At 63.5% G+C, this 12,447-nt stretch carries 12 protein-coding genes and 1 pseudogene; 6 read left to right on the forward strand and 7 right to left on the reverse strand.

Translation table 11 applies throughout. The features are described 5' to 3' along the window. The first annotated feature begins 545 nt into the window (after nucleotides 1-545). Nucleotides 546-947, forward strand: coding sequence for a DUF3597 domain-containing protein (locus P0D96_RS10080; protein WP_408175606.1), 402 nt, complete (start codon nucleotides 546-548; stop codon nucleotides 945-947). A 159-nt stretch (nucleotides 948-1,106) separates the two neighbouring features. Here the strand turns inward: P0D96_RS10080 and P0D96_RS10085 are convergent, their stop codons facing one another. The 6 genes and pseudogenes from P0D96_RS10085 to P0D96_RS10110 all read right to left on the reverse strand — a co-directional run bounded on the left by P0D96_RS10085 (nucleotide 1,107) and on the right by P0D96_RS10110 (nucleotide 7,557). Beyond that, a complete protein-coding gene (locus tag P0D96_RS10085; RefSeq protein ID WP_408313249.1) occupies nucleotides 1,107-2,150 on the reverse strand; it encodes an asparaginase in 1,044 nt (347 codons plus the stop codon). Nucleotides 2,151-2,371: 221 nt separating this feature from the next. After that, nucleotides 2,372-3,298 carry a CysB family HTH-type transcriptional regulator gene (locus P0D96_RS10090; protein WP_106283582.1) on the reverse strand — a complete coding sequence of 309 codons (927 nt, stop codon included), beginning with the start codon at nucleotides 3,296-3,298 and terminating at the stop codon, nucleotides 2,372-2,374. An 83-nt stretch (nucleotides 3,299-3,381) separates the two neighbouring features. After that, nucleotides 3,382-4,440 (reverse strand): sulfate/molybdate ABC transporter ATP-binding protein, encoded by a 1,059-nt coding sequence (locus tag P0D96_RS10095; protein ID WP_012432793.1) that lies wholly within the window; start codon nucleotides 4,438-4,440, stop codon nucleotides 3,382-3,384. Beyond that, nucleotides 4,440-5,479, reverse strand: a pseudogene (cysW, locus tag P0D96_RS10100) (sulfate ABC transporter permease subunit CysW). The gene P0D96_RS10095 and the pseudogene cysW overlap by 1 nt, the downstream one beginning before the upstream one ends. Next, nucleotides 5,476-6,378: a sulfate ABC transporter permease subunit CysT gene (gene cysT / locus P0D96_RS10105; RefSeq protein WP_408247270.1), complete on the reverse strand. Its 903-nt coding sequence runs from the start codon at nucleotides 6,376-6,378 to the stop codon at nucleotides 5,476-5,478. Before cysT ends, cysW begins: the two are co-directional and overlap by 4 nt. Before the next feature lie 138 nt (nucleotides 6,379-6,516). Next, nucleotides 6,517-7,557, reverse strand: a complete 1,041-nt coding sequence (locus P0D96_RS10110; RefSeq protein ID WP_408288178.1) for a sulfate ABC transporter substrate-binding protein — start codon at nucleotides 7,555-7,557, stop codon at nucleotides 6,517-6,519. Between the two features lie 313 nt (nucleotides 7,558-7,870). Here P0D96_RS10110 and lexA point away from each other — a divergent pair, with 313 nt between their 5' ends. The 3 genes from lexA (at nucleotide 7,871) to P0D96_RS10125 (ending at nucleotide 9,726) form a co-directional block, all read left to right on the forward strand. Then, the gene (lexA, locus tag P0D96_RS10115; RefSeq protein WP_012432789.1) at nucleotides 7,871-8,521 is read left to right on the forward strand and encodes a transcriptional repressor LexA; all 651 of its coding nucleotides are present in this window, start codon (nucleotides 7,871-7,873) and stop codon (nucleotides 8,519-8,521) included. A 72-nt stretch (nucleotides 8,522-8,593) separates the two neighbouring features. Beyond that, nucleotides 8,594-8,938, forward strand: a complete 345-nt coding sequence (locus tag P0D96_RS10120; protein WP_132374847.1) for a hypothetical protein — start codon at nucleotides 8,594-8,596, stop codon at nucleotides 8,936-8,938. 107 nt (nucleotides 8,939-9,045) lie between these two features. After that, a complete protein-coding gene (locus P0D96_RS10125) occupies nucleotides 9,046-9,726 on the forward strand; it encodes a DUF2939 domain-containing protein (RefSeq protein ID WP_408313251.1) in 681 nt (226 codons plus the stop codon). A gap of 49 nt (nucleotides 9,727-9,775) precedes the next feature. Here the strand turns inward: P0D96_RS10125 and P0D96_RS10130 are convergent, their stop codons facing one another. Further along, a complete protein-coding gene (locus P0D96_RS10130; RefSeq protein WP_091794608.1) occupies nucleotides 9,776-10,240 on the reverse strand; it encodes a universal stress protein in 465 nt (154 codons plus the stop codon). A gap of 287 nt (nucleotides 10,241-10,527) precedes the next feature. Between P0D96_RS10130 and nodI the strand changes: the two genes are divergently transcribed. Together nodI and P0D96_RS10140 are read left to right on the forward strand one after the other, a co-directional pair. Further along, nucleotides 10,528-11,442 (forward strand): nodulation factor ABC transporter ATP-binding protein NodI, encoded by a 915-nt coding sequence (nodI, locus tag P0D96_RS10135; RefSeq protein ID WP_408288184.1) that lies wholly within the window; start codon nucleotides 10,528-10,530, stop codon nucleotides 11,440-11,442. A gap of 94 nt (nucleotides 11,443-11,536) precedes the next feature. Then, nucleotides 11,537-12,364: an ABC transporter permease gene (locus P0D96_RS10140; RefSeq protein ID WP_408288187.1), complete on the forward strand. Its 828-nt coding sequence runs from the start codon at nucleotides 11,537-11,539 to the stop codon at nucleotides 12,362-12,364. Nucleotides 12,365-12,447 lie beyond the last annotated feature (83 nt).

Below are 12,447 nucleotides of genomic sequence, written 5' to 3' on the forward strand. Positions count from 1 at the left end.
CGGACTGCCGTGATCGTTGCATGCTCAACGTCATGGCAGTCGCAGGTGGGGCGCCCGGTTCGTCGTGCGGCAAGCACGGCGGAACGGGCAAATCGTGCCGCTCTGGGCTGAGAGCGGCAAGTGGGGTCCGCAGCGGCACCCGGCGGCGCCGGGGAAGCCTTGGTCGGTCAGACGTCGTCGTCGGGTGTCCGGCTGTCGGATTTCATGTTTAACGATGCTTATGCTTTTTCGGCCAAACTCTCGCAGCGGGTGCGTCATGACGCCGCCTGCCGACACGTCTCTTTGCAGGTCTCCTCGCACGTGTGCTCGCAAGTCCGCTTGCATTTGCTTGCAACTCCGTCCCCTTTGCACGACCTTTTTTGACACATCGGCTCGCGCTTTTCTCCTACACTCGTTGAGTCTGGTTGCGGGCGTATCGGCATTCAAGTGCGGCTTGCCGATCAAGGCAACGCATGTCCTCTGCACCATTCGCCCGATTCCCAACCAGTGTTCAACCCGTGAGCGGAATGTGCTCGCGCCAGTAACCCCTCTGCAAAGGATTCAGAATGAGCATCTTTGGTGACATCGTAAACAAGCTCTTCGGCAAAGCGAAGCCCGACCAGCCTGCGCCCGCGGTTGAGCCGACACCGGATCCGGCAGCGGCGCAAGCTGCTGCGCCGGCGGCTGCACCGGCGCCCGCGCCGCTGGCCGACGTCGACGTCGCTGTCGTGATGGACCAGTTCGTGAGCGAGAGCGGGCAAACGCTGAACTGGCGGATCTCGATCGTCGACACGCTGAAGGCGCTCGGCGTCGACAGCAGCCTCGATCATCGCAAGGAGCTCGCCAAGGAATTGAAGTACAGCGGCGACACGAACGATTCGGCGAGCATGAACATCTGGCTGCACAAGCAGGTGATGAAAGCGCTGGCGGCGAACGGCGGAAAGTTGCCTGCGGATCTGGCGGACTAGCTGCTTGCCGACACCGCCTATCTCTGGCGATAGCGACAAACCTCAAGCTGAAACGACAACGCGGCGCTCGGGTCGATGACCTGGGCGCCGCGTTGTCATTTAAGCTTCATGCGCGAGACACGGTTGCGACTTTGAACCGGGCCGTCCGTGCTCAATCAATCAGTACGTATCGAAAGTCTTCTGCAACGCAACCGGTCCTGTGCCGCCCGCGGCCAATGCCAGCATCAGCAACACGCGTGCCTTGTACGGATTCAGCGAACCTGCGCTGACGAAACCGAGTGCGTCGTCGGCGGCTGCGCCGTTGCGCATCACATGTCCCGAACCCACACGCGAAGCACGCACCACCGCGACGCCTTGCGAAGCGGCATCGGCCAATGCCTGCTGCACCGAAGCGTGAATCGAGCCGTTGCCCGTGCCCGCCACGACGATGCCACGCACACCAGCGGCAACCAACGCGTCCACGGCAATGCGCGAGACGCCCGCGTAACTCACGACGATCTCCACATGCGGCCACTTCGCGCCGATCACGAATTCGGTCGCGAGCGTATGCGGACGCACCACGCCGCGCTGGAATTCGACGCGACCGTCCTGCACCCAGCCGAGCGCGCCGATTTCGGGCGAATGAAAAGCATCGACCGCATACGTGCTCGTCTTGACCACGTCGCGCGCGCTATGGATCCTGTTGTTGAAGGCCACCAGCACGCCCTGCCCGCGCGAGGCTGCGTGCGCCGCAACCGTCACGGCGTTCAGCAGATTCAGCGGGCCGTCGGCGGACAGCGCCGACGCCGGGCGCATGGCCGCCGTCAGCACGACGGGATTGTCCGACTTGATGGTCAGATGCAGCAGGTAAGCGGTTTCTTCGAGCGTGTCGGTGCCGTGCGTGACCACCACGCCGTCGATGTCGTCGTCGGCGAGCAGCGTGTTGATGCGTTGCGCGAGCGTGGTCCACAGCGGCATTGCCATGTCCTTGCTGTCGACGCTCGCAATCTGCTCGCGCTCGATTCGCGCCACCGTGGACAAGGCCGGCACCACGGCCAGCAGTTGCTCGACACCGATCACACCGGCCTGATAACCGGATGTATTGGTAGCGCTCGCGGCCGCGCCGGCAATCGTGCCGCCGGTCGCCAGGACGACGATGCGCGGCAGCAGCGGCGTGGCGCCTTCGTCTGAAGGTATAGCGGAGGAAGAAGTCGAAGTATTCATGGCGGCGATTGTAAGCGATGCGCCGCACGCCGCCATGCGTGAAAAAACGGATGTCCGTTCGTTTCGGAGCTGGATGAGGCCAGCACTCTGTGCGCCACGAGTTTGCGTGCCGTTTGCATCAAGGCCAGCCGCCGCCCGCATGAAGTTCACACTGACGCCGCGGACGATCCGCGCGGCGCCATTGGCCTTTCGCGCCGGACCTCGACAGCCGGGCGCATTCCTTAAACCGCTTCGCGCAACTGCGCGGCGATATCCGCTTCGTTCAACTGCGGCGCGAACATCTCGATCAGCCGATAAGCGTACGCGCGCAGGAACGCGCCCTTGCGCAAACCGACCCGTGTCGTGCTCGCCTCGAACAGATGCTGCGTGTCGAGCGCGACCAGTTCCGTATCGCGCTTCGGATCGTAAGCCATCGCCGCGACCACGCCGATGCCCATGCCGAGTTCGACATACGTCTTGATCACGTCGGCGTCGATCGCGGTCAGCACGACGTCGGGCAACGCACCCGCTTTCGCGAACGCCTGGTCGATATGCGAGCGGCCCGTGAAATCCTGGTCGTACGTGACGATCGGGAATTCGGCGATCTCGTCGAGCGTCAGATTCGGGCGGCCCACCAGCGGATGATCTTTCGGCACGACCACGACGTGATGCCACGAATAGCACGGGAACGTGACGATATCCGGGAAGCGGTCGAGCGCTTCGGTCGAGATGCCGATGTCCGCTTCGCCGTTGATGATCATCTGCGCGATCTGTTGCGGACTGCCCTGACGCAGCGCTAGATGCACCTTCGGGAACACCTCGGTGAATTGACGGATCACCTTCGGCAACGCATAACGCGCCTGCGTGTGGGTGGTGGCCACGACGAGGTGGCCGCTATCCTGGTCAGCGTACTGGCGCGCGACGCGGCGCAGATTCTCGGCGTCGAGCAGCATCCGCTCGATCAGTTGATGCACCGCCTTGCCCGGCTCGGTGAGACCCGTGAGACGCTTGCCGCGTCGAATGAAAATGTCGACGCCGAGTTCGTCCTCGAGATCCTTGATCTGTTTCGATACGCCCGACTGCGACGTGTACAGCACGTTCGCCACCTCGGTCAGATTCATGTTCTGACGCACGGCTTCGCGCACAAAGCGCAATTGCTGAAAATTCATCTTGATGTCTCCGGTTCAGCCAGAGTTGAGTTATTTGAGTTTGATTGAAACACGGAGTCGTGTTGCTTTGCGCTTGCTGGCACTCATTGCGCCGGGAAAACGCGCAAGGCGCGCGGCACCGCGGTCACGCCGTCGCCGATGGAGAGTTGCAGATCGCGCCATGCTTCGCGATCGAGTTCGGCTTCGAGCAGGTTGCCCTCGCGGCCCGCGAGTTCGACCCGCACCGAGCCGCCCAGCGTCACCACGCGCCGCACGTCGACGACGATGCCTTCGCGATGGCCGGACGCCTGCGGATACAACTGCAGATCGTGCGGACGCACGTAGGCGAACGCGGGGCCGCTGAAATCGGCCTTGATCGAGACCGGCAGCGCCGCGCCGTCAACCACGAAACCGCTCGCGTCGACATTGCCGTGCAAACGGTTGGCCGCGCCGAGAAACTCGTAGACGAACGAGGTTTGCGGATGGTCGTACACGTCCTGCGGACTGCCCACCTGCTCCACGTGCCCGCGATTGAGCACGACGATACGGTCGGCCACTTCGAGCGCTTCTTCCTGATCATGCGTAACGAAGATCGTCGAGATGTGCAGATCGTCGTGCAGGCGCCGCAACCAGCTGCGCAGTTCCTTGCGCACTTTCGCATCGAGCGCGCCGAACGGTTCGTCGAGCAGCAGCACTTTCGGTTCGACCGCCAACGCGCGCGCGAGCGCGATACGTTGCCGCTGGCCGCCCGACAATTCCGACGGATAGCGTTGCGCGAGCCAGTCGAGTTGCACGAGCTTGAGCAGTTCATGCACCTTCTCGCGAATCACCGCTTCCGAGGGACGCTCCTTGCGCGGCTTGACGCGCAAGCCGAACGCCACGTTCTCGAACACCGTCATATGACGGAACAGCGCGTAATGCTGGAACACGAAGCCCACTTCCCGCTCGCGTGCGCCGACCGTCGCCACGTCCTGGCCTTGCAGCACGACCTGGCCGCCATCGGCGTATTCGAGTCCCGCGATCACGCGCAGCAAGGTCGTCTTGCCACAACCCGACGGCCCGAGCAGCGCAACCAGTTCACCCGGCGGAAAGTCGAGCGAGACGTTATCGAGCGCGACGAAATCGCCGAAGCGCTTCTGCAGGTTACGAACGGTGATACCCATTACAGCTCTCCTTGCTTGAGCGGGTGTTGCTGCGATGCATGCGTTGTTTGCGTTGCGCGTGTTGCGTGTGTTGCGTGTGTGGCATTGGCCGGCGGCGTGACGGGCCCGGCGTACGCGGGCACATCGCGCGCGGCCGAGAGTTCCGCCGACATATGGCGCTCGGCGAGCAGCTTCAGCCCGAGCGTCACGAGTGCGAGCAGAGCCAGCACCGACGCCACGGCAAACGCCGCCGAGAAGTTGTATTCGTTGTAGAGGATTTCGACGTGCAGCGGCATGGTGTCGGTCTGGCCGCGAATATGGCCCGACACCACCGACACCGCGCCGAACTCGCCCATCGCCCGCGGGTGCACAGAATCACGCCGTACAGCAGGCCCCATTTGACGTTGGGCAGCGTGACGCGGCGGAAGATCTGCCAGCCCGACGCGCCGAGCACGTGCGCGGCTTCTTCTTCGTCGTTGCCTTGTGCCTGCATCAGCGGAATCAGTTCACGCGCGACGAACGGGAACGTGACGAAGATCGTCGCCATCACGATGCCCGGCACCGCGAAAATGATCTGGATGTTGTGGTCCTGCAGCCACGGGCCGAACCAGCCCTGCGCGCCGAACATCAAGACATAGATCAAGCCCGAGATCACCGGCGACACCGAGAACGGCAGATCGATCAGCGTGGTCAGCAGCGCCTTGCCGCGGAACTCGAACTTGGCGATACACCATGAAGCCGCGAGGCCGAACACGAGGTTCAGCGGCACCGCGATCGCGGCGGTGATCACGGTGAGCTTGATCGCCGAGAGCGCGTCCGGATCGGCGAGCGATTCCAGATAGAAACCGAGCCCCTTGTTCAACGCCTGATAGAACACGGCGACGAGCGGCACGACGAGAAACAGCGCGAGAAACAGCAGCGCGACGCCGGTCAGAATCCAGCGCACAACGGGCGGCTCGGTGACCGGATCGGGCCGGCGCGCGACGTTCAGCGGCGCGCGCGGTGCCACGGCTACGGCGTTGTTCACGCCATTCACTTCGTTCGCGGCGCGGCGGCTCATTGCGCACCTCCGCCGACACCGATCGCCGCGACACTCGCAGCGGCAGGCGCCGGGCCTGCACCGCCGCGACTCGTGCGGCGCTGCAAATACCACTGCAAAGTGTTGATGAAGAGCAGCATCAGGAACGACACGACCAGCATCACCACCGCCAGCGCTGTCGCACCCGCGTAGTCGTATTGCTCCAACTTGGTGATGATGAGCAGCGACGTGATTTCCGACTTCATCGGTACATTGCCGGCGATGAAAATCACCGAACCGTACTCGCCGAGCGCACGGGCGAATGCCAACGCGAAGCCCGTCAACAAGGCCGGAAACACCGCCGGCAACACCACGCGGCGAAACGTCAGCCAGCGCGAGGCGCCGAGGCACGCCGCCGCTTCTTCCTGTTCACGCTCGAACTCTTCGAGCACCGGCTGCACCGTGCGCACGACGAACGGCAAGCCGATGAACGTCAGCGCGACCAGCACGCCCGCGGGCGTAAAAGCGATCTTCAGGCCGAGCGGTTCGAGGAACTGCCCGATCCAGCCGTTGCCCGCGTACACGGCCGCGAGCGAAATGCCGGCGACCGAGGTGGGCAGCGCGAACGGCAGATCGACCACGGCGTCGACGATACGTTTGAACGGGAACGTGTAGCGCACCAGCACCCACGCCACCAGAAAACCGAACACCGCGTTGATCAGCGCGCCGCCGAGCGCGGAAAAGAAGGTGAGCCGATACGACGCGAGCACGCGCGGCGAACTCACCGCGCGCACGAACTGGCTCCAGTCGAGCGTCGCGGTCTTGAGAAAGGTCGCCGCAAGCGGAATCAGCACCACGAGGCTCAGATAAGCCACCGTGATGCCGAGTGTCAGGCCAAAACCGGGCAACGCGCTCGGTTTTCGGAAGGTCAACGTCGTCATGCTCGTTACTCGTTCAGGTTGATGCTCGTGTTGCTGGCCGCCGGGCCCTGGCGGCCAAAAGCGCGCCCATGGGCGCGCTCGGGAGTGACGCGTTGCCGCGCCGCTTCGTTGCCTATGCCGGTTCCGGCATCGGCAGTGTTATTGCGGTTGATAGATCGAATCGAACACGCCGCCATCGGCAAAGTGCGTCTTCTGCGCGTTGGCCCAGCCGCCGAACGAATCGTCCACCGTGTACAGCTTCAGCTTCGGAAACTTGGCGGTCAGCTCAGCCGGCACCTTGTTCGAACGCGGACGGTAGAAGTTCTTCGCCGCAATCTCCTGCCCTTGCTCGCTATACAGGAAGTTCAGATACGCTTCGGCGACCTTGCGCGTACCGTGCTTGTCGACGACCTTGTCCACCACGGCGACCGGCGGCTCCGCCAGAATGCTGACCGACGGCACCACGATCTCGAACTTCTCCGGACCAAATTCCTTCAGCGACAGGAACGCTTCGTTTTCCCACGCGATCAGCACGTCGCCGATACCGCGTTGCACGAAGCTGGTGGTCGCGCCACGCGCGCCCGAATCCAGCACGCCGGCGTTCTTATAGAGCTTGCCGACGAATTCCTTGGCCTTCTGATCATTGCCGCCCGGTTGATGCTCGGCATACGCCCAGGCCGCGAGGTAGTTCCAGCGCGCGCCGCCCGAGGTCTTCGGATTCGGCGTGACGATCGACACGCCCGGCTTGGTCAGATCGTCCCAATCCTTGATGTGCTTCGGGTTGCCCTTGCGCACCAGAAACACGATCGTCGACGTGTACGGCGACGCGTTATCCGGCAAGCGCTTCTGCCAGCCCTTGTCCAGCAAACCCTTGCCGGCCAGTGCGTCGATATCGTATGCAAGCGCCAGCGTCACCACGTCGGCCTGCAGGCCGTCGAGCACCGAGCGCGCCTGGGCGCCCGAGCCGCCGTGCGACTGCTTGAAGGTGATCGTCTCGCCCGTCTTCGCCTTCCATTCCTTGCCGAACGCCTGGTTGACGTCCTGATACAGCTCGCGGGTCGGGTCGTAGGACACGTTCAGCAGCGTCGTGTCGGCGGCGTGCGCCTGCGCCATCACGCCGAGCGCGCCCGCCGCGCCCAATGCGAGCGCCGCGATCAGTTTTTTCGTCCTGCCTGCCAGCCCCGTACCTTGGTGATCCATGTCAACTTTCTCCGCGTTGTGTCCGCTGAAACAGCGTGTGGTGTCTTTTTACGTCGCGGTCACGTGCACATGAGCGCCAACTGGAGGCCAGTCTATCGAAGGGCTTTCATCATTAAAAATAATGTTTCTTCATTCTTTAATACGCAAAAGTGGTAATGACAGCTGGATAAGGCGTTGCGGCACGAAAACGGGTGTTTGAGCGTCGCTTGACGGCGCTGGAACGACACCCTTCACCCCGAACTTAAAGTAAAGCTTGAATTGCGCCGAATACTGTATAAAAATACAGTCACCTGTTCATACATACAGTGGCGCCATGACCAAACTCACCGCACGACAGCAGCAGGTTTTCGATCTGATCCGCAGGGCTATCGAACGCACCGGCTTTCCGCCCACCCGCGCGGAGATCGCCGCCGAGCTGGGTTTCAGCTCGGCCAACTCGGCAGAAGAACATCTGCGCGCGCTGGCTCGCAAGGGCGTGATCGAACTCGCGGCCGGCGCATCGCGCGGCATTCGCCTGCTGGCCGGCCCGGAAGACTCGCCGCACCAGTTCACGCTGCCGCACGCCAGCATCATGCAACTGTCGCTGCCGCTCATCGGGCGGGTTGCCGCGGGCAGCCCGATCCTCGCGCAGGAACATATCTCGCAGCACTATGCGTGCGACCCGGCGCTGTTCTCGAGCAAGCCCGACTACCTGCTGAAGGTGCGCGGGCTGTCCATGCGCGACGCGGGCATCTTCGACGGTGACCTGCTCGCGGTGCAAAAGCGCAGCGAAGCCAAAGACGGCCAGATCATCATTGCCCGGCTTGGTGACGACGTCACGGTCAAGCGCCTGAAGCGCAGGCCGAACGGGCTCGAGCTGATCGCCGAGAATCCCGATTACGAAAACATCTTCGTTGAAACCGGCAGTGCGGAGTTCGCGCTGGAGGGTATCGCCGTGGGGCTGATCCGCCCCGGCGAGTTTTAACCCTCTCGCCCGTTCGACAAAATAAGAAGCCGCGCCAACGCCGCATCAACGTTGCATCGCCTGGAGAGTCTCATGGAACGTCTTGCCCGCCTGCTGCCCTTTCGCCAGTTCGGTCGTCTGCGCCATCTTCGCAAGCTGGTGCCCTGCTCATTGATCGAGGCGGCCACGCTCGGCACGCCGTCGCTGTTCGACTCGCCCGAGGCCGCGCCGAGCCTGCCGTCGTCGATGCCGGCATTTGCCCGCGTGTCGTTGAATTCGGGCTTGAATACGGCGGAACCGGCGCGTCGCGCACCGGTGCGGGTTTATCACGGGCCGTCGCGTCTGATCATGGTCGGCACGATGGACGCGGTTTGCCGCATGATCGACCGCTGCATCGCCGATGAAGCCAACGTGCATGGGGCGGTGTTCGAGTCTTGAGGGGTCTTGAAGGGTCTTGAACGGGACAGCGAGAGATGTATTGCGTGGGATCGTTTTCGCGTGGCTGCGGTCCACGTTAGATCACACCTGATGGAGAGTCCCACTCGATGGCAGTTTCAAAACGTACCAAACGCGGCAGCAAGCGCGGCAGCAAGCGCGGCATGCATGGCGGCGCCACCCGGCCGCTGATAGTCACGCTGATCGTGATCGTGGTGATCGCCGCGCTGGGGTTTGCTTACGCGACACCGTACATCGCGCTGAACAATCTCAAACGCGCGGCCGATGCGCGCGACGCGCAAACCGTCAATCAGTATGTCGACTTCCCCGCGTTGCGTGAGAGCCTGAAGGAGCAAGTCGCCGGCTTGCTGACACGGCGGCTTGGCGCGCACAGCAACGGCAATCCATTGGCCGCCATTGGCGCGATGATCGGCGTTGCGTTGATCGGTCCGCTCGTGGATGCGTATGCCACACCGGACGGCGTGGCGGCCTTGCTGAACGGCATGCCGCCGCGCGGCGATCCGGGCGAGCGACCGCCCGCGCCCCCGGCCGCAAATAATCCGCCGGACGCCGCTGCGACCGCACCTGCGCCTGCAGCTCCCGCAAACGGCAACGCGGCCAATGTCAACTCCGCGCCACCGCAACCGCCGCAAACCACGGCGGGCTATCGCGGCCTCAACGAGTTCGTCGTCACGTACCAGCATGGCGCCGGCGACGCGCGTTACTCGGCGATCTTCCAGCGCGAGGGCGTATTCACGTGGAAGCTGGCCGCGGTCAACCTGAACGAGTGATCACCTGATGCCGTCAGGCCGAGGCGGCCGGTCGCGTGACTAGCCCGCCTCAAGCCGCCGCTTGCTGCTGCTCCTGCGCTGAAGAACACGCCACCAGAATGCTGCACGAGACACGGTCGAGCAGCGGCGTATTGCCCGCGCCCATCCACCATCGCGACAAGCCCGTGCGGCAGCGGTGGCCGACCACGACCAGGTCGACATGCAATTCATTGGCGAGGTTGGCAATCTCGTCGATCGGATGGCCGAACGCGAAATGCCCCTGGGCGCTCACGCCTCGCTCCGTGAGCCAGTCCACGCCTTCCTGCAGGATGTCGCGCGCGGTCTTTTCAAAACTGCCACAGGCCACGTCGGTCAACAGGCCCGCGCTTTGCGCAATGCTCGAACGCATGTCGACGACCGACAACAAGTGCGTTTCCGCTTTCAGATCCAACGCCAGGTCGGCGCCGCAACGTAGTGCTTTGCGGCCTTCACGCGAGCCGTCGTAGCACAGCAGGATTTTCTGGTAGCTCGCCATGATTTTTCTCCCTTCGCGCGGGACGCGCGATCTGAATTAATCATGGTGCGCCGCAATTCAGGTTGCAAGGGATGGAAAACGCTAACTGTGCGCTAACTGCCCCTTAACGACGCCCTAAACAGGTGCGCGAGCCGCCCGCGGGTCCTCCGCGCGCCGATGCCGCAGTGCAAGAAACCCGCTTCGGACTGTCGGGGGCGAACCAACAGCGTCCCGCCGATGCCCTAGAATAGGCGGCCTCCCCCGGCCATTCGCGTCATTCACGTCTTTTCCGGAGACTCGTTCGATCCATGCCCGAAGCCGCCATCGAATTTCATCAGGTCAAAAAAAGCTACGGCGAAAAAACGGTCGTCGATGGACTGTCGTTTCATGTCAACGCCGGCGAATGCTTCGGCCTGCTCGGCCCAAACGGCGCGGGCAAAACCACCACGTTGCGCATGCTGCTCGGTATCGCGGCGCCGGATGCGGGCAGGATCCGTCTGTGCGGCGAGCCGATCCCCGGCCGCGCGCGCGTGGCGCGGGCGCGCGTCGGCGTGGTGCCGCAGTTCGACAATCTCGATCCTGACTTCACGGTGCGCGAGAACCTGCTGGTGTTCGGCCGCTACTTCGGTCTGAGCGCCGCGCAATGCCGTGCGATGGTGCCGTCGCTGCTCGAATTCGCGCGGCTCGAGAGCAAGGCGGACGCGCGCGTGAGCGAATTGTCAGGCGGCATGAAGCGGCGCCTCACGTTGGCGCGCGCGCTCGTCAACGATCCCGATGTGCTGATCATGGACGAGCCGACCACCGGCCTCGATCCTCAGGCGCGGCATCTGATCTGGGAGCGGCTGCGCTCCTTGCTCGCGCGCGGCAAGACCATTCTGCTGACCACGCACTTCATGGAAGAAGCCGAACGGCTCTGCCACCGGCTGTGCGTGATCGAGGAAGGGCGCAAGATCGCGGAAGGCGCGCCGAGCGCGTTGATCGCATCCGAGATCGGTTGCGATGTGATCGAGATCTTCGGGCCCGATCCGGTGGCGTTGCGCGATGAACTGGCGCCGCTCGTCGAGCGCACCGAGATCAGCGGCGAGACGCTGTTCTGCTATGTCAACGACGCGCAGCCGGTGCATGCGCGGCTCAAGCAGCGCGCGGATCTGCGCTATCTGCATCGACCGGCGAATCTGGAGGATGTGTTCCTGCGGCTCACCGGTCGCGAGATGCAGGATTAGAGGCGCATCGAGACCGGACTCGCACGCAACGCGCTACAGATACAAAGACACCCCAAAAGGAAGTTCCGTAGAGGAACACCGCACGAGACACGCAATGGACGCACGCACTTACGAAACCCCGGGCGATACGCCGTCGAAACAGGAAGCCTTCGCCGCCTTTCCCGCGAACGCAAGCAACTGGATCGCCGTGTGGCGCCGCAACTATCTGGTGTGGAAGAAGCTCGCGATCGCCTCGATGTTCGGCAACCTGGCCGATCCGATGATCTATCTGTTCGGCCTCGGCTTCGGGCTGGGGCTGATGGTGGGGCATGTCGACGGCGTGTCGTATATCGCGTTTCTTGCGGCGGGCACGGTGGCCTCGAGCGTGATGATGTCGGCGAGTTTCGAGTCGATGTATTCGGGCTTCTCGCGCATGCACGTGCAGCGCACCTGGGAAGCGATCATGCATACGCCGCTGACACTCGGCGACATCGTGCTCGGCGAGGTGATCTGGGCAGCCAGCAAGGCGGCGCTCTCGGGCGCGGCGATCATGCTGGTGGCCGGCGCATTGGGCTACGCGAATTTTCCGTCGATGCTGCTGGCGTTGCCGGTCATTGTGCTGACCGGGCTCGCGTTTGCGAGCGTCGCGATGGTCGTGACGGCGCTTGCGCCTTCGTACGACTTCTTCATGTTTTACCAGACGCTGGTGTTGACGCCGATGCTGTTGTTATCCGGCGTGTTCTTTCCCGTGTCGCAACTGCCCGCAGTGGCGCGAGGCGCCACCCAGCTGTTGCCGTTGGCGCATGCCGTCGACTTGATGCGGCCGGCCATGCTGGGCCGGCCCGTCGACAATGCGCTGTGGCATGTGGCCGTGCTGGCCGCGTATGCGGTGGGCGGGTTTATCGTGTCGGCGATTCTGTTTCGGCGCCGGATGATGAAGTAGGTTTTCCGGCTTTCGACAACCACGGACCACAGGCGCGGATACCCGCAATCAACCTGGCATCGGCGCCTGCCGCGAGCCGGGCT

The sequence above is a fragment of the Paraburkholderia sp. RL17-347-BIC-D genome (assembly GCF_046027915.1).
Taxonomy (GTDB): Bacteria; Pseudomonadota; Gammaproteobacteria; order Burkholderiales; family Burkholderiaceae; genus Paraburkholderia.